General features: G+C 68.2%; 15 protein-coding genes and 1 tRNA gene. 6 read left to right on the top strand and 10 right to left on the bottom strand.

Translation table 11 applies throughout. The features are described 5' to 3' along the window. Window positions 1–4 precede the first annotated feature (4 nt). A complete protein-coding gene (locus ADE01S_RS08445) occupies window positions 5–820 on the bottom strand; it encodes a ChbG/HpnK family deacetylase (RefSeq protein WP_062681236.1) in 816 nt (271 codons plus the stop codon). A 36-nt stretch (window positions 821–856) separates the two neighbouring features. On the opposite strand from ADE01S_RS08445, the gene ADE01S_RS08440 reads away from it, so the two are divergent. Further along, complete coding sequence (locus tag ADE01S_RS08440) at window positions 857–1,252, top strand: GtrA family protein (protein WP_082775735.1); 396 nt, start codon at window positions 857–859, stop codon at window positions 1,250–1,252. On the opposite strand, the gene ADE01S_RS08435 is transcribed toward ADE01S_RS08440, so the two are convergent. Then, complete coding sequence (locus ADE01S_RS08435; protein WP_062681235.1) at window positions 1,212–2,795, bottom strand: glycosyltransferase family 39 protein; 1,584 nt, start codon at window positions 2,793–2,795, stop codon at window positions 1,212–1,214. The genes ADE01S_RS08440 and ADE01S_RS08435 overlap by 41 nt on opposite strands. Window position 2,796: 1 nt before the next feature. Further along, window positions 2,797–3,843: a glycosyltransferase family 2 protein gene (locus ADE01S_RS08430; protein WP_062681234.1), complete on the bottom strand. Its 1,047-nt coding sequence runs from the start codon at window positions 3,841–3,843 to the stop codon at window positions 2,797–2,799. 163 nt (window positions 3,844–4,006) lie between these two features. Between ADE01S_RS08430 and ADE01S_RS08425 the strand changes: the two genes are divergently transcribed. From ADE01S_RS08425 to ADE01S_RS08405, 5 genes are all read left to right on the top strand, one after another. Continuing rightward, window positions 4,007–4,513 carry a GNAT family N-acetyltransferase gene (locus tag ADE01S_RS08425; protein WP_062681233.1) on the top strand — a complete coding sequence of 169 codons (507 nt, stop codon included), beginning with the start codon at window positions 4,007–4,009 and terminating at the stop codon, window positions 4,511–4,513. A 180-nt stretch (window positions 4,514–4,693) separates the two neighbouring features. After that, the gene (gltS, locus tag ADE01S_RS08420; protein WP_062681232.1) at window positions 4,694–5,902 is read left to right on the top strand and encodes a sodium/glutamate symporter; all 1,209 of its coding nucleotides are present in this window, start codon (window positions 4,694–4,696) and stop codon (window positions 5,900–5,902) included. A gap of 2 nt (window positions 5,903–5,904) precedes the next feature. After that, a complete protein-coding gene (locus ADE01S_RS08415) occupies window positions 5,905–7,401 on the top strand; it encodes a TAXI family TRAP transporter solute-binding subunit (RefSeq protein WP_062681231.1) in 1,497 nt (498 codons plus the stop codon). Between the two features lie 41 nt (window positions 7,402–7,442). Continuing rightward, on the top strand, window positions 7,443–7,709 hold the full coding sequence (locus ADE01S_RS08410; RefSeq protein ID WP_062681230.1) for a ribbon-helix-helix protein, CopG family: 267 nt from the start codon (window positions 7,443–7,445) through the stop codon (window positions 7,707–7,709). Window positions 7,710–7,713: 4 nt separating this feature from the next. Next, the gene (locus ADE01S_RS08405; protein ID WP_062681229.1) at window positions 7,714–8,169 is read left to right on the top strand and encodes a YaiI/YqxD family protein; all 456 of its coding nucleotides are present in this window, start codon (window positions 7,714–7,716) and stop codon (window positions 8,167–8,169) included. A gap of 19 nt (window positions 8,170–8,188) precedes the next feature. On the opposite strand, the gene ADE01S_RS31770 is transcribed toward ADE01S_RS08405, so the two are convergent. The 7 genes from ADE01S_RS31770 to ADE01S_RS08375 all read right to left on the bottom strand — a co-directional run bounded on the left by ADE01S_RS31770 (window position 8,189) and on the right by ADE01S_RS08375 (window position 15,333). After that, window positions 8,189–8,356, bottom strand: coding sequence for a hypothetical protein (locus ADE01S_RS31770; protein WP_087881433.1), 168 nt, complete (start codon window positions 8,354–8,356; stop codon window positions 8,189–8,191). A gap of 381 nt (window positions 8,357–8,737) precedes the next feature. Beyond that, a tRNA-Val gene (locus ADE01S_RS08400) sits at window positions 8,738–8,812 on the bottom strand. Window positions 8,813–8,872: 60 nt separating this feature from the next. Beyond that, on the bottom strand, window positions 8,873–9,595 hold the full coding sequence (gene dnaQ, locus ADE01S_RS08395) for a DNA polymerase III subunit epsilon (protein ID WP_062681228.1): 723 nt from the start codon (window positions 9,593–9,595) through the stop codon (window positions 8,873–8,875). Window positions 9,596–9,597: 2 nt separating this feature from the next. Then, window positions 9,598–12,714, bottom strand: a complete 3,117-nt coding sequence (locus ADE01S_RS08390) for an efflux RND transporter permease subunit (RefSeq protein WP_062681227.1) — start codon at window positions 12,712–12,714, stop codon at window positions 9,598–9,600. Window positions 12,715–12,747: 33 nt separating this feature from the next. After that, window positions 12,748–13,842, bottom strand: a complete 1,095-nt coding sequence (locus tag ADE01S_RS08385; protein WP_062681226.1) for an efflux RND transporter periplasmic adaptor subunit — start codon at window positions 13,840–13,842, stop codon at window positions 12,748–12,750. Window positions 13,843–14,041: 199 nt separating this feature from the next. Next, a complete protein-coding gene (gene rnhA / locus ADE01S_RS08380; RefSeq protein ID WP_062681225.1) occupies window positions 14,042–14,503 on the bottom strand; it encodes a ribonuclease HI in 462 nt (153 codons plus the stop codon). 50 nt (window positions 14,504–14,553) lie between these two features. Continuing rightward, window positions 14,554–15,333, bottom strand: coding sequence for a class I SAM-dependent methyltransferase (locus ADE01S_RS08375; protein WP_062681224.1), 780 nt, complete (start codon window positions 15,331–15,333; stop codon window positions 14,554–14,556). Between the last annotated feature and the right edge of the window lie 6 nt (window positions 15,334–15,339).

Here is a 15,339-nt window from a genome sequence, read left to right as displayed (position 1 = left end):
CGCGTCACCGCGCCACCGCCGGCAGGCGCGAAATGTGCACGCCGTTGATGTTGAGCCAGTCGCCCAGCTTGGGGCTGGCCAGCACGTCGAACTCCGCGCGGCGCTGGCGCGACATGGCGCTGCCGTCCTTGCAGCCCACGGCGGGATGGCACATGAGCAGGTCGCAGTCGCGCGCGTTGAACAGCCAGTTCTGCAGCAGGTCCGCATAGCGCCGCTTGCCGCCGTCGAATCCGTAGACGCCCAGCAACCGGCGATTGGTGCGCAAGCCGTCCTTGTGCGCCTCGCGGGCCAGCGCCGCGGCGCCCAGGGCGCCGATGACGCGGGCCTTGAAAGCTTCCCGCAGCGGGATGCCGCTCTGCATGCCGGGCGTGGTCTGTCGCAGCCAGGGCCGGTTCTCGCCGTAGCGGCGCTTGAGCAGCAGCAACAGGCGCGAACGGATGCCGGGCAACTGATGGACGTGCTGGTGGCCGTCGACATAGTCCGGCGCGCGGCCGAGCGCGGCTTCGAACGCGTCGAACTGGCGCGTCAGCTGCGCATCGATCCAGGCGCTGTCCAGACGGCCGGCGTAGGCCTTGAGGATCAGCCTGCCCAGCGTGGGCATCGGCTCGGCCCGCGGCTCCAGCGATTCCGTGAAGTTCACGTGCAGGCCGACGTCCACGTCCAGCGGCGCCAGACGGCGCGCATCGGCGGCGAACGAAGGCCCCAGCGCCAGGCAGCTTACCGCGCTCAGGCGGCCCATGCCGGCCAGCTCGATCATGCCTTCATCGATGTCCGCATTCATGCCAAAATCGTCACCGCAGACCACGATACGTTTGCTCATCGCAATACCCCTTACTTCCATTTCCCCACGGTTTCCATGCGCGCCCTGCTGCGACAAGTAAGCACTTTCATTGCCGTCGGTTGCGCCGCCGCTGCCACGCATTGGGCCGTTGCCGTCGGCTGCGTGGAGGCCTTCGGGATGCCGCCGCTGGCCGCCAACCTGATCGGCTGGCTGGTCGCATTCGCGGTTTCCTTCGCGGGCCACTACCGGCTTACGTTCCGACATTCAAAAACCCCTTGGACAGTAGCAGCGCGTCGTTTCTTCCTTGTGTCAGCCGCCGGCTTCGCCATCAACGAGGCTTCATACGCCTGGCTGCTGCACAGCACCGCCATCCGCTACGACATCCTGCTCGCCCTGATACTGGCCGGGCTGGCCGTCGCCACCTTCATCGCTAGCCGGCTTTGGGCGTTCCGCCACAAACCCGCTGCCTGAGGGCGGCGTCCACCTCGACGCGCCACATGGCGTACTTGGCGCTGGTGACCACGGGCGACAGCCCCCGCAGCGGCAGGTAGACCGGGTTGTCCGCGGTGGTGCCCCACACCCAATAACGCGCCCCGTCCGGCGCCTTGCACAGGCGGGCGTTGAACTCCGCGGGGCTGACCAGCACTTCCTGGCCGGTGGCCGGATCGAACTTGGCCGCGTCGTACAGTTCCTTGCGCCAGTTGTCGCGCGTCGGCACCTCCGGATTGAGCCAGTCGTCCACCACCCAGGTCGGCCGGGGAGCGCGGGCGTACAAGGCCAGGTCGAAGGGATAGGTATGCAGCGACACGAAAGTGTCTTCCGGCTTCGCCTGTTCCCGCACGACCTTCGCCAGCGGGCCGGCGCTGCCTCGCGCGTTGTTGGCGGCGATGCCCACCGCGACCAGGCAGATGCCCGCGGCCACGGCGGCGCTCAGGCGCACCAGGCGCGGCGTGACGGCTTCGGTCTCGGCGCGCCAGGCGCCGAGGATGACTTCCGACAGCAGGAAGGCCAGCGGCGCCAGCGCGGGCAGCACATAGCCCACCAGCTTGGAATTGGGCAGCGAAAAAAACACGATCACCACCGCGAGCCACAGCAGCGCGAACCGCCGCAGGTCGCGCGCCGGGCCGTCGGCCCAGAATGCCTTGCGCAGGACCCCGCCGCCCCACAGGGACCACGGCAGGCTCAGGCCGGCGACCACCGGCAGGTAGAACCAGAACGGCTGGGCGTTGTTGAAGCCGCTGGCCGCGAAACGCTGGAAATGCTGATAGACGAAGAAATAATCGTAGAAGCCGGGAAAGCGCATCTGCATCAGCACGAACCAGGGCGCCGCCACCGCCAGGAACACCAGCACCGCGGGGGGCCAGAGCAGCGCGGCCAGGCCGCGCCAGCGCCGCCCCCACGCCAGCCAGAGGAACAGGATGGCGCCCGGCAGCACCACGCCGATCAGACCCTTGGCCAGCACGGCCAGGGCCGCCAGCGCGGCGGCGGCCAGCGACATCCAGCGGTACGCCTGCCCGCGTTCGGCGCGCAGCACCGTGTCGGCCGCGGCCAGCAGGCATAGCGTGATCATGCCGGCCACCAGCATGTCCAGGTTCGCGAACTGCGCGCCGCCGTAGAAGAACGGCATGGTGGCGAGGATCAGCACGGTCAGCGTGGCGGAGGCCGCGTCGCGGTAGCGGCGCAGAAAGCCGTACAGCGCCGCCGCCGCGCCCCAGGCCGCCAGCCAGGATGGCACGCGCGCCGCCCAGGGATGCACGCCGAACACGGAAAACGACAGTTCCGTCAGCCAGTAATAGAGCGGCGGTTTGTGGAAATACGGCATGCCGTCAAGCAACGGCACGGCATGCGAGCCGCTGCGCAGCATGTCCCAGGCCACGCCGGCGTAACGGCCCTCGTCGGGCAGCGTCAGGGGCCTGAGCCACGCCAGCCATGCCAGCCAAATCCCGATCGCGAGCAGAAAGCGTCCTGCCGGCGGGGTCCAGACGGAGCGCCCCCGGAGCATCGTGGCGAACATGTCAGCGCGGTTCCGGACGGGAAGCGCGCCCTTGGCGCCGGCGCACCACGAACAGCGGACGGCCCTTGACCTCGTCGAAGATCCGGGCGACGTACTCGCCCACCACGCCCAGGGAAATCAGGTTCACGCCGGCGAAGAACAGCACGGCGGTGACGATGGTGGTCCAGCCCGATACCGGGTTGCCCGACAGCAGGTAATCGCCCACGAGATAGCCCGCGTACGCCAGCGCCAGCACGGCGAAGGCCACGCCCACCAGGCTGACCAGACGCAACGGCCAGGTCGTGAAGGCGGTCAGCCCGTCCAGCGCGAGGCGGAACAGACGCATGCTGCCGAAACGGCTGTCGCCATGCATCCGCTCGTCCGGCGTGTAGGCCAGCGCCTCGCCCTTGAATCCAACCCAGGCATACAGCCCTTTCATGAAGCGGGTGCGTTCCGGCAAGGCGTTCAGCGCGTCCACCACGCTGCGGTCCATCAGCCGGAAATCGCCGGCATGGGCGGGCACGTCGACCCCGCGCGCGCCGCTCAGCAGCTTGTAGAACCAGCGCGCGCCCGAGCGCTTGATCCAGGATTCGTCGTCGCGGCTTTCGCGCACGGCGTAGACCATCTCGGCGCCCGCGGCCCAGCGCGCCAGCATCTGTTCGATCAGGGCCGGCGGATGCTGCAGGTCGGCATCCAGGCAGATCACGACGTCGCCGGTGGCGGCCTCCAGGCCCGCGCTGAGCGCCGCTTCCTTGCCGAAATTGCGCGACAGCTGCACGTAGCGAAAGCCCTCGTGCTCCGTCCATTCCGCCATGAGTTCCTCGGTGCCGTCCGTGCTGCCGTCGTCGGCCACGATCACTTCCCAGCCGGAGCAGAGGGCCGAGAGCCGGCTGCGCAGCAAAGGCAGCAGCACCCGCAGGTTCTCGCATTCATTCAGGCAGGGAATGACGCAAGTCACGCAGGTGTCGTACGGCACGTTGGCCGCCTGGGTCGACCAAAGCGATTCCACGGGGTACGTTTTGGTCAACACTTGCGGAGCGATGGGATCGGACCGGAACTGGATGTGCATAGAACTCTGAGCTCGGATTGCAGGACACTATGGCGGGCAGTATGAGGAGGGGCTCGTCGAATTTTCATGAAATACCCGCCGGCAAAGCGGGGACGGGCCGGCGTGGCTAAAATGCCCCCGATTCCCTGTATTCCCGATCGCCATGCAATACCGAGTCCGGACCATGCTTGCCAGCGACGTGGACGGCATCCTGGCCGCCCAGGCCCTGGCCTACCCCGAGTTCCTGCTGGAAAGCGCCGATTTCTTCCTGAACCGCCTCGCGCTCGCCCCCGCGCACTGCTGGGTCGCCCAGGCGGCCGCCCCGTCGGCCGGCGGCGCAAGCCTGCTGGGATACCTCGTGTCCTACCCCTGGGACGCTGGGCTGCCTCCCGCCCTGGATGTTGCGCTGCAATCGCTGCCGGCGGGCGCCGACCACTGGTTCCTGCACGATTGCGCCGTGGTGCCCGCCGCCCAGGGGCTGGGAGTCGGCCAGGCGCTGGTCCGCGCCGCCTCCGCCTGCGCCCTGGACAACGGCCTGGGCCGCGCCAGCCTGGTATCGCTGGGGTCCGCGACCGGCTACTGGCGGCGCCATGGCTACTCGCCCATGGACCCCGCCTCCGCCGGCCTGGCCGAAAAGCTCGCCGGCTATGGGCCGCAGGCCCTTTATATGTCGCGCGCCCTGCCGCTCTAGCCGGCCCCGACCCGCGCTGCCCGCCGCGGCGCCGACGGCAAGCGCCGCCCCCCGCCTGCCCGCCCTTCGGCCCATGTACAACGCCGCGACGGCAGACGTAACATAAGCCCATGCGTGTGAAGCGGCTGGGTTCCCGTAGCCGGAAATCTAACTGTGCCCTCCCAGGGCGCCAAGGCATCTATGATCTCGCTTTCGCCCGTTCAATCGTTCCTGGCCTGCTGCCTGGTGCTCGTCGTCGGACGGGTGCTGACCACCCGGATCGGCCTGCTGGCACGCTACAGCATTCCCGACCCCATCGTGGGGGGCCTGCTGTTCGCCCTGATCGCCTACCTGCTGTCGACCTGGGGCGGGATTTCCGTCTCGCTCGAAACCAGCATCAAGCCGACCCTGCTGCTGCTCTTCTTCGGCTGCATCGGCCTGACCGCCAACCTCAAGCTGCTGGCCAAGGGCGGCCCCAGGCTGATCGCCTTCCTGCTGGCCCTGATTCCCTTCCTGGTCCTGCAGAACGCCGTGGGGCTGGGCATGGCCTGGCTGCTGGACATGCATCCGCTGATGGGCTTGCTGGGCGGCACCATCACCCTGGTGGGCGGGCATGGCACGGGCGCCGCCTACGCCACGCGCTTCGCCGATTTCAACAACATCCAGGACGTGATGGCGCTGGCAATGACTTCCGCCACCCTGGGCCTGGTGCTGGGCGGCGTGGTGGGCGGCCCGGTGGCGGAATGGCTCATGCGGCGGCACAAGCTGTCTGGCAGCCTGGACCCCGCCCCCGGCGCCACGCATGACGCGCCCGACCTGACCGAAAACACCGGCCCCGCCACCGCCGGCACCTTCATCGTGTCGCTGACGGCGGCCTTCGTCGCCCTGGTCGTCGGCGGCTACCTCGCGGCGCTGGTCGAGGACGCCCCGGTGAGCCTGCCCAATTTCCTCTGGTGCCTGGCCACGGGCGTGCTCATCCGCAATGGCGGCGAGCACCTGGGCTTGAAGCTGGACGACCGCGTCACCGACATCATCGGCACGATCGCCCTCTCGCTCTTCCTGGGCATGACGATGATGACGCTGGACCTGTCCAGCGTGGCGCGCCTGGCCGGCCCGCTGGCGCTCATGCTGGCGGTGCAGACCGCGGTCTGCGCGGTGTACGCGGCCTGGGTGGTGTTCCGCCTGCTCAAGAGCGATTACGAAGCGGCCATCATGTCGGCGGCCTTCTGCGGCTTCTCGCTGGGCGCCACCGCCACCGCCATCGCCAACATGCAGGCGCTCACGCGCCGCCACGGCCCGGCGCCCGAGGCCTTCATCGTGGTGCCGGTCACCGGCGCGTTCCTGGTCGACATCCTCAACGTGATCGTGCTGACCTCGCTGATCTCCTTGCCGTTCGTGGGAGGGATGTAAGCATGTTCAAACGCCTCGTTCTCCTGCTTCTCTGCCTGGCCCTGACGGCCTGCGGCCGCGCGCCCGACACGGACGTGCTGCGCGCCGACGTCGAGCGCAGCCTGGCCACCGCCTACGGCGACGGCCTGTTCCGGATCGCCGAACTCAAGCGCATGGGATCCGCCACGGACAATACCGCGCCGGCGGGCGAAAGCCGCCGCGTGGTCTATTACGACGTCGCCCTGGACCTGGGCCGCGACATCTCGCTCGGCGCCTGGGACCAGCCCGGCGCGGCCTCGCTGGTCACGCTGCTGGGCGCGGGCCCGCGCAGCATCAGCGGCGTGAAATCCGGCGGCAACCAGGCCGGCGACCGCATCGTGGCGCATGCCAGCGCCATCTACCGACACGACGGCAAGACCTGGACGCTGGTGACGCCCGCCGGGTTCAAGGCGGCCGAAGCGCCCAGCCTGGATACCGGCGCGCCGCCGCCCGTGACGCGCCAACTGCTGGACACCCTGGACCAGATCACCCATTCGGTGGCCTACAGCGCGTCGAGCACCGCGCAGCACGTGGTGCAGCAGGAGCTGGAGCGCTCGGTGGCCCGCATCAACGGCCGGCTATCGCGCCTGCAGCAGGGCTATCCGCTGGCGGGCGGCCCGGACCGCGGCGAATACCTGGCGTTCGCCCGCGCCCTGACCGACGTGGCCCGCACCCAGCAGATCCGCGTGTCGCCGCTCATCACCGGCGGCGGCGCAGAGAACATCGCGCTCCTGCGCAGCGGTGACGCGGTGGTCGGGCTGGCGCAGGCCGACACGGCGCGTCTGGCCTACGACGGCAAGGGCCCGTTCGCGGCGCAAGGGCCGTTCACCGGCCTGCGCGCGCTGGGCAGCCTCTATCCCGAGCTGGTCCACATCGTGGTGCGCGACGACGCCTCCATCCGCGGCGTGCGCGACCTGAAAGGCAAGACCATCGCGCTGGGCCCCGAGGGCTCGGCGGTGCGCGCCACGCTGGAAGCGGTGCTGGCGGCGCACGGCCTGCAGTCCGGCCGCGACTACGCCGTGGCCAACACGCCCTTCGCGGCCTCCCTGCCCGCCTTGAATTCCGGCGCGGTCGACGCGGCCGCCCAGGTGATCGGCGTGCCAGCCACGCCCCTGCGAGACGCGCTGACGCAGGCCCGCCTGAAACTGCTGCCCCTGGACCCCGCCGCCATCAAGGCGCTGACGGCCTCGGACAGCTCCCTGATGCCGCTCGACATCGCCGCCGGCACCTACCCCAACCAGACGGAACCGATACCCACCGTGGGCATGGCGGCGCTGCTGCTCACCACGGCCGACCTGACCCGGGACGAAGCCCTCGTGATCGTGCGCGCCGTCTACCTGACCGGCCAGGACCTGCTGGCCGCCGGATCGACCCAGGGCGCCCAGGTTTCCATTGCGAATGCCCGGCGCGGCGTGACGGTGCCGCTGCATGACGGCGCCCAGGAAGGCCTGGCGGCGCTGGAACACGGCAAACCGCGATGAGGCGGTTGCGCTTATGATGGCGCTCCTCATCAGGAATACCCATGAACAAATTCGATTTGCAGAAAAACCAGGCCCTGAAGCTGGCCGGCCAGCTCAAGCAGTCCGGCACGCCGGACCGCTACGGCACGGCCTCGAATGCGCCGGACCGCCGCGAGCAGCGCAAGCTGGACCAGGCCGCCGGCCTGGTGCCCTTCCCCCTGAAGCTGTCCCAGGCGGACGCCGATCGGCTGCGCGCCGCGGCGGCCGAGCGCGGCGTCTCCACCAACGACATCGTCGCCGAAGCGCTGCGCAAGGCGCTGGGCGAATAGCGCGATGCATATCTGGGTCGACGCCGACGCCTGCCCCGCGGTCATCAAGGACATCCTGTTCCGCGCCGCGCAGCGCTGGAAGACGCCGCTGACCCTGGTGGCCAACCAGCCGCTGCATACCCCGCCCTCGCCGTTGATCCGCGCGGTGCAGGTGCCGCGCGGCTTCGACGTGGCCGACGCCCATATCGCGGAACGGGCGGAACCCGGCGACCTGGTGATCACCGGTGACATTCCTCTGGCCGCGCAAGTGCTGGAAAAAGGCGCGATGGCGCTGAACCCGCGCGGCGAACGCTATTCGCCGGAAACCATCCGCGAACGGCTGGCCATGCGGGACATGATGGAAGAACTGCGCGCAAGCGGGATCGACACCGGCGGCCCTTCGTCGTTCAGCCACGCCGACCGGAAGGCATTCGCCAACCAGCTCGACACCCTGTTGGCGCGCGTCGCGCGCCAGGGCTGAGGTCCGGACCCGCCGGCCGTCAATAGAAGGTGATGTAGGCCTTGTAGATGATCGTGCCGATGGCGGTGATCAGGCCCAGCCCCATCAGGCCCATGCCGATATTGCGATCGCGCAGCCCGAAGCCGACCAGCATGAGCGCAACGCCCGTGACTATGATGATCAGCATGGTGTTGGTATTCGGGGGCATCGCCTTCTCCTGTATGCCTAGGCCCGACTTTGGGCCGAGCCTTTGTTATCAATGATAGACAGGCCCGCAGTCGATGCGGCTCAATCGATGAAGGCCCGCTTGCGACATATCAAGAGAAGAGTAATGAATGGGCCGCGCCCGCGCAATGGATCGGGCCATGGGCGCGCGCCGAGGCGCTGCGGCGGTGGCGGCCACGCGACAGGCTCAGCAACGGGCAGGCCAACGGACAGACCGCCGCCACAGGCGCGCCGCCTTCTTTTACGATGCGAAGCGCCAAAACAAAAAAGCCAACCGCGAGGGCTGGCTTTTTGCATTGCGCCGTTTTACCTTGGGCGCCGACAACCGCGAGCTTGTGGCTGGCGTTTGTCTCTCAAGGGTCTTTGGTGGGTAGTACTGGGTTCGAACCAGTGACCCCTGCCGTGTGAAGGCAGTGCTCTACCACTGAGCTAACCACCCCGAAAGAGGCGAAATATTAGCACGTTTTTTTAAAGATGTGCAAGTCGCCTCGAAAAAAGTTCATGCGGCCGCGACCGGCGCGTCGATTTTTCGCCAGATGCACTCCCCGCCCACGGACTTGTCCAGGGCCGCCAGGTAGGCTTCGTGCTCGGCGAGGTCTTCGTCGCTGGCCTTCAGCACGGGCAGGCCCGAGGCATCGAACCTGGCCAGCACCACGCCGCTGCCGCCGGCGCTGTCGCCGTCGTCCACATCGATCAGCAGCGCGTCCTGGCCGCGGGTCATGGCCAGCCAGACTTCCGCCAGCAGCTGCGAGTCCAGCAAGGCGCCGTGCAGCGTCCGGTGGGCGTTGGAAATGCCGAAGCGGTCGCACAGCGCGTCCAGCGAGTTGCGCTTGCCGGGGAACATCGAGCGCGCGTGCAGCAGCGAATCGGTGATCGTTTCGCAAAACTCGGTCATCGGCCCGCGGCCGGTCTTGGCGAGTTCGGCATTGAAGAACTTTACGTCGAACGCCGCGTTGTGCGCGATGAGCTCGGCGCCCTGGATGAACTGCACGAATTCGTCCACGACCTCGGCGAAGCGCGGCTTGTCGGACAGGAATTCCGTGGTCAGGCCATGCACCGCCAGCGCCTCGGGGTCGCTGTCGCGGTCCGGGTTCAGGTAGATGTGCAGGTTGTTGCCCGTGGCCATCCGGTTGACGAGCTCCACGCAGCCGATCTCGACGATGCGGTGGCCCTGGGCGGGATCCAGTCCCGTGGTTTCGGTGTCAAAGATGATCTGGCGCATAACTATTCCGACGCTTGGGCGGGCGAGGCGGGCGGCGTGCGGGGAGCCGGAGCGGGGTCCGGATGATGCGCTTCGCTGCCGGCCTGGCCGGGTTTCTTGCGTGCGGTGGCAATCAGCGTGTAGGCCACCGGCACGACGAACAAGGTCAGTAGTGTACCCAGCATCAGCCCGCCGACCAGGACCCAGCCGATCTGCTGGCGCGATTCCGCTCCCGCGCCCGAGGACAGCGCCAGCGGCACGGTGCCCAGCACCATGGCACCGGTGGTCATCAAAATGGGCCGCAGGCGCAGCACGCTGGCCTCGGTCACGGCCTCGAACAGTTCCTTGCCTTCGTCGCGCAGCTGGTTCGTGAACTCCACGATCAGGATGCCGTGCTTGGTGATCAGGCCCACCAGCGTGATCAGGCCGATCTGGCTGTAGATCGACAGCGTGCCGCCAGTGAGCCACAGCGCCAGCAGCGCGCCGGTCATGGACAGCGGCACCGACAGCATGATGATGAACGGATTGCGCCAGCTTTCGAATTGCGCCGCCAGCACCAGGTAGATGAAGGCCAGCGCCATGGCGAAGACCAGGTAGATGCTGCCCGAGGAGTCGCGGAACTCGCGCGACTGGCCGTCCAGGTCGGTCACGATGGTGTTGGGCAGCACGTCGCGCGCCACCTGGTGCATGTGCGCCAGCACCTCGCCCAGGGCGTAGCCCGGCGCCACCGCGCCGTCGATCTTCACCGCGCGCAGGCGGTTGAAGTGGTTCAGCGACTGCGGCGACACGCCTTCGTGCACGCCCAGCAGGTTGTCCAGCTGCACCATGCTGCCGTCGCGCGCCCGAACGTAGATGCCGGAGATATCGGTGGGGTTGGCGCGGTCGCGCGGCGTCACCTGGACGATGACGTCGTACTGTTCGCCCTCGTCCTTGTAGCGGGTGACCTGGCGGCCGCCCAGCATCGACTCCAGCGTGCGCCCCACCGTGTCCACGTTGGCGCCCACGTCGGCCATCTTGTCGCGGTCCACGCGCACGCGCAGCTCGGGCGTGTTCAGGCGCAGGTCGGTGTCCAGGTTGATCAGGCCGGGATACTTGCGCAGCTCGGTCAGGAACACGTCGGTCAGCCGCGCCAGTTCCGCGTAGGAGGCCTGGCTCATGATGATGAATTCCACCGGCTTGGAACGCGCGGACTGGCCCAGCGACGGCGGATTGGTGGGGAAGGCGCGCACGCCCGGCAGCGAGGCGAATTGCGGCTGCAGCTGCTGCGTGATGGCCTGTTGCTTGCGGCTGCGCTCCTCCCAGGGCTTCAGGCGCAGGATGGCGGTGCCGTCGGTCACGGTGGGAAAGCCCACGGTCACCTGGCTGCCGCTGGCCTCCGGAATCTCCGAGTAGAACTTTTCGATGCCCAGCATGCTTTCGAGCGTGTAGTTCAGCGTGGCGCCTTCCGGCGAGCTGACGATGCCGAAGACCACGCCGCGGTCCTCGATGGGCGCCAGTTCGCTCTTGACCACCTTGAACAGCACGCCGCTGCCGGCCGCGACCGCCAGGCCGATCGCCACCACCACCCAGCGGTGGCGCAAGGAGGCCGACAGCACGCGCCGGTAGCCGTTGCTCATGGCGTTCAGCCAGCCCTCGATCAGGTTGTACCAGCGGCTATGGCTGCTCTGATGGCGCAGCAGCACCGAACACATCATGGGGGTGAGCGTCAGCGCCACGAAGCCCGACACCAGCACCGCGCCGGCCAGCGCCAGGGCGAATTCGATGAACAGCCGCCCGGTGCGGCCCGTGGCGAAAGCCAGTGGCGCGTACACGGTGACCAGCGTCATCGTCATCGCGACCACGGCGAAGCCGATCTCGCGCGAGCCGCGCAGGGCGGCTTCCTTGCGCGGCATGCCGTCCTCGATGTGCCGGAAGATGTTCTCCAGCACCACGATGGCGTCGTCCACCACCAGGCCGATGGCCAGCACCATGGCCAGCAGGGTCAGGGTGTTGATCGAAAAGCCGAACAGGTACATCAGCGCGCAGGCCCCCACCAGCGACACCGGGATGGTGACGATGGGGATGATGCTGGCGCGCAGGTTGCGCAGGAAGAAGAAGATGACCAGCACCACCAGGACGATGGCCTCGCCGATGGTGTGGAACACGGAATCGATGGAACGCTCGATGAACACCGACGAGTCGTACGCGATGTTCAGCTTCATGCCGGCCGGCAGGTTCTCGTTCAGGCGGGCCACTTCTTCGCGGGCCGCCTTGGACAGTTCCAGCGGGTTGGCGGTGGACTGCCGCGTCACGCCGATGTTGATCGCGGGCTTGCCGTTGAAGCGCGACAGCACGCGGTCGTTGGCCGCGCCGATCTCCACCTTGGACACGTCGCGCAGGCGGACGGGATAGCCCTTCACGTTGGCGACGATCACGTCCTCGAACTGCGCCGGCGTCTGCAGGTCGGTCGAGGACACGACCGAGAACTCGCGCGCGCGGGACTCGATGCGCCCGGCCGGGATTTCCACGTTCTGGCTGCGCAGCGCGGACTCGACTTCCTGCACGGTCAGGCCGTAGGCGGCGAGCTTGTCGCGGTCCACGTAGATACGCATGGACGGAAGGCGCTCGCCGAAGACGCGCACCTCCGCCGCCCCCGGGAGCACCGACAGGCGGGTTTTGATGTAGCGGTTGATGTAGTCGGACGTCTGGATGGCGGAATACGAGCCGGACTCCACCGCGATATAGATGATGGGCTGGGAATCCGCCTCGACCTTGCCGATGATGGGCTCGTCGATCTCGTCGGGCAGGAAGCGCCGGGCGCGCGACACCTTGTCGCGGACTTCGGCCGCGGCCGCGTCCGGGTCGCGCGACAGGTTGAACTTGATGTTGATGAGGCTGCGTTCGGAGCGGCTGCGCGAGGTCATCACGTCCACGCCCTCGATGCCGGCGAGCTGGTCCTCCAGCGGCTTGGTGACCTGGGATTCGATCACCTCGGGCGAGGCGCCCTTGTAGGTGGTGTCCACCGAGACGATGGGCTCGTCGATCTTCGGGTACTCGCGCACCGTCAGGCGCGAATACGAAATCAGGCCGATCAGCACGATGATCAGCGACAGGACCGAGGCAAACACCGGCCGCTTGATGCAGGTTTCCGAGATACGCATTGCGCTATCGCCAAAAATGGAAAGGGGCCGGCGTCACGCGCCGTTGCCCAGCACGGTCACGGCCGCGCCGTCCGTCACGCGCTGCAGGCCGGATACCACCAGGTTGTCGCCGGCGGCCACGCCGGTCAGGATTTCCACGCGGCCCTCGCGGCGCTCGCCGATCGTGACCTCGCGCCGCTCCGCCACGCCGTTCCTGACCCGGTAAACGTACTGCGTTTCGCCCGAGGGCGACAGCGCGGCCTCCGGGGCGACCAGCGCCTTGTCCTGGCTGAACAGCAGCTGCACCCGGGCGAACATGCCCGGCCGCAGCACCGCGTCCTTGTTGGCGACGGTGGCGCGCAGCAGGATGGAGCGGCCGCCGGCGTCGACCAGCGGGCTGACGGCATAGACCACGCCCTGGCGCTCCTGGCCCGGGAGCGCGTCCAGGCGCACGGTCAGCTGCTGGCCCACGCCCACCTTGCTCAGGTACATCTCGGGCACGCGGAAGTCCACCTTGAGCGGGTCGATCGCCTCCAGCGGGGCCAGGTCCTGGCCCTGGTTGACGTAGTCGCCCACCGAGACGCTGCGCAAGCCCACGATGCCGCCGAACGGCGCCGTGATCGTCATCTTGTCCAGCCTCGCCTGCGCCAGCGCCACGGCGGCTTCCTGCACCTTCAGCGTGCTGGCGGCCTCGTCGCGGGCCTGCTGGCTGACGAAGCCCTTGCCCTGCAGCTCCACCGAGCGCCGGTAGTGGCTCTGCGCCAGAGTGAGGTTGGCCCGCGCCTGCGCCAGTTCGGCGCGCGGCACGGAATCGTCCAGGCGGATCAGGGCGTCGCCCCGCTTCACCGGCTGGCCTTCCTTGAATTCGATGGACTGGATGCGTCCGGCGACCTCGGGCCGCAGCACGACGGACTCGTCGGAGCGCAGGCTGCCCACGGCCGACAGGCCGCGCGAGAAGGGAATTTCCTTGACGGCGGCCACCTCGACCCTAACGGGCGCTACGGGTGTCGCGGACGGCTTGGCGGCGCCGGAGGCGGCGGCCTGGGGAGGGGGGGTTCCGGGCGCGAGCCAGCGCGGCACAAAAACGCCGAGCGCGGCCCCCGCGGCCAACCCTGCCGCTACGGCGGCCAGCAGTACTGCTTTTTTCATGCGCGAATGAGGCGGTATCGGGGCGCGGGCCGAGCTAGCTCCGCCCGGACGGCGCCGCAGGAACTGGGATGAGGGTTGGCACTTTAGCACCCGGATTTACATACTGGAACAATCCAGAAGCCGGATGAAGAACTAAATTCACCCCGAAAGCCGGATTTGAGGGTATATCCCAATGCCCGCCGCCGCCGGCGGGATCGGATCAGCCCCGGCGGGCCGCTTCCACGCCCATATTGGCCAGCTGGTCGGCCCGTTCGTTGCCCGGATCGCCGGCGTGGCCGCGCACCCAGCGCCACGACACCGTATGGCGGCCCACCTGCTCGTCCAGCAACTGCCACAGCTCGGCGTTCTTGACGGGCTTTTTGTCCGCCGTCAGCCAGCCGCGCCGCTTCCAGTTGGCCAGCCATTCCGTCATGCCCTTCATCACGTACTGGGAGTCCGTATGGATGGTGACGGCGCACGGGCGCTTGAGCGCCCGCAGGCCCTGGATGACGGCCAGCAGTTCCATGCGGTTGTTGGTGGTCTGGAGCTCGCCCCCATGCAGCGTCTTCTCGTGGCTGCCCGCGCGCATCAGCACGCCCCAGCCGCCGGGGCCGGGGTTGCCCTTGCAGGCGCCGTCGGTCCACATTTCCACTTTCTGCTCGTTCGCTTTGCTGTCCTGCATGGTGCTGCCTGGTTTTCCTTGTTCGTGCTGAATCCTTGCCGGCCGGCCGCTCAGGAGCGGTCGAAGCCGTCGTCCGCCTGGCGGTTGACCACCACCGACGCGGCGCGCGCGCGCTTGGGCTTGGTCTTCCAGGCGGGCCCAATGATACGCATGCCGGCGACCCGCTTGACGGCAGACACCAGATAAACGGCCCCGCCCACGCTCCACCAGCGGGCCCCGGCCGACTCCAGGAAGGACCACCGCTGCAGCCATTTCTCGCTGCGGCAGGCCGGCGCGTAGCAGCCGAAATGACTTTCCTCGACCTCCAGCGAGAGCAGCTTGAACCAGTCTTTCAGGCGCGGCAACGACACCTGCGACGAGGGCGGCTGCGGCAGCCAGGGCTCCATGCCGGGCATGCGCGTGCGCGCGCCCCACATGCTCCAGGGGTTGAACCCCGAGATCACCACGCGCCCTTCCGGCACCAGCACGCGCTCGACCTCGCGCAGCACGTTGTGGGGTTCCTGCGTGCATTCGAAGGCATGCGGCAGGATGAGCAGGTCCACGCTCTGGGATTCGAACGGCAGGGCCTCGGGCTGGGCCACCACCACCCGCGACTGCCAGCCGGCCGCGCTATCATCCGAGGGGCGTTCGGTGCCCACGTAGCCCTTGAAGGGCATGCGGTTGGCCCGAAGCAGATTCATGTCGGCCAGGCCGACCTGCCAGGCGTAATATCCGAACACGTCCGCGACAGCCGCGTCGAACTGCGCCCGCTCCCAGGCCAGGACGTATTGTCCCGGCGGAGTCTGGAACCATTCGGCCAGTTCTACAATCGGCGGAGTATCTTCTGCCACGTTCTA

Origin of the sequence: Achromobacter denitrificans NBRC 15125, assembly GCF_001571365.1 — a bacterium.
In the GTDB taxonomy this organism is placed as follows: Bacteria; Pseudomonadota; Gammaproteobacteria; order Burkholderiales; family Burkholderiaceae_B; genus Achromobacter; species Achromobacter denitrificans.
The sequence above is the reverse complement of the archived record's forward strand: the minus strand, read 5'-3'. Positions and strand labels throughout refer to the sequence as shown.

Coding starts and splice junctions, on each gene's coding strand:
- ADE01S_RS08445 (WP_062681236.1), bottom strand. CDS start 820: ATGAGCAAACGTATCGTGGTCTGCGGTGACGATTTTGGCATGAATGCG.
- ADE01S_RS08440 (WP_082775735.1), top strand. CDS start 857: ATGCGCGCCCTGCTGCGACAAGTAAGCACTTTCATTGCCGTCGGTTGC.
- ADE01S_RS08435 (WP_062681235.1), bottom strand. CDS start 2,795: ATGTTCGCCACGATGCTCCGGGGGCGCTCCGTCTGGACCCCGCCGGCA.
- ADE01S_RS08430 (WP_062681234.1), bottom strand. CDS start 3,843: ATGCACATCCAGTTCCGGTCCGATCCCATCGCTCCGCAAGTGTTGACC.
- ADE01S_RS08425 (WP_062681233.1), top strand. CDS start 4,007: ATGCTTGCCAGCGACGTGGACGGCATCCTGGCCGCCCAGGCCCTGGCC.
- gltS (WP_062681232.1), top strand. CDS start 4,694: ATGATCTCGCTTTCGCCCGTTCAATCGTTCCTGGCCTGCTGCCTGGTG.
- ADE01S_RS08415 (WP_062681231.1), top strand. CDS start 5,905: ATGTTCAAACGCCTCGTTCTCCTGCTTCTCTGCCTGGCCCTGACGGCC.
- ADE01S_RS08410 (WP_062681230.1), top strand. CDS start 7,443: ATGAACAAATTCGATTTGCAGAAAAACCAGGCCCTGAAGCTGGCCGGC.
- ADE01S_RS08405 (WP_062681229.1), top strand. CDS start 7,714: ATGCATATCTGGGTCGACGCCGACGCCTGCCCCGCGGTCATCAAGGAC.
- ADE01S_RS31770 (WP_087881433.1), bottom strand. CDS start 8,356: ATGCCCCCGAATACCAACACCATGCTGATCATCATAGTCACGGGCGTT.
- dnaQ (WP_062681228.1), bottom strand. CDS start 9,595: ATGCGCCAGATCATCTTTGACACCGAAACCACGGGACTGGATCCCGCC.
- ADE01S_RS08390 (WP_062681227.1), bottom strand. CDS start 12,714: ATGCGTATCTCGGAAACCTGCATCAAGCGGCCGGTGTTTGCCTCGGTC.
- ADE01S_RS08385 (WP_062681226.1), bottom strand. CDS start 13,842: ATGAAAAAAGCAGTACTGCTGGCCGCCGTAGCGGCAGGGTTGGCCGCG.
- rnhA (WP_062681225.1), bottom strand. CDS start 14,503: ATGCAGGACAGCAAAGCGAACGAGCAGAAAGTGGAAATGTGGACCGAC.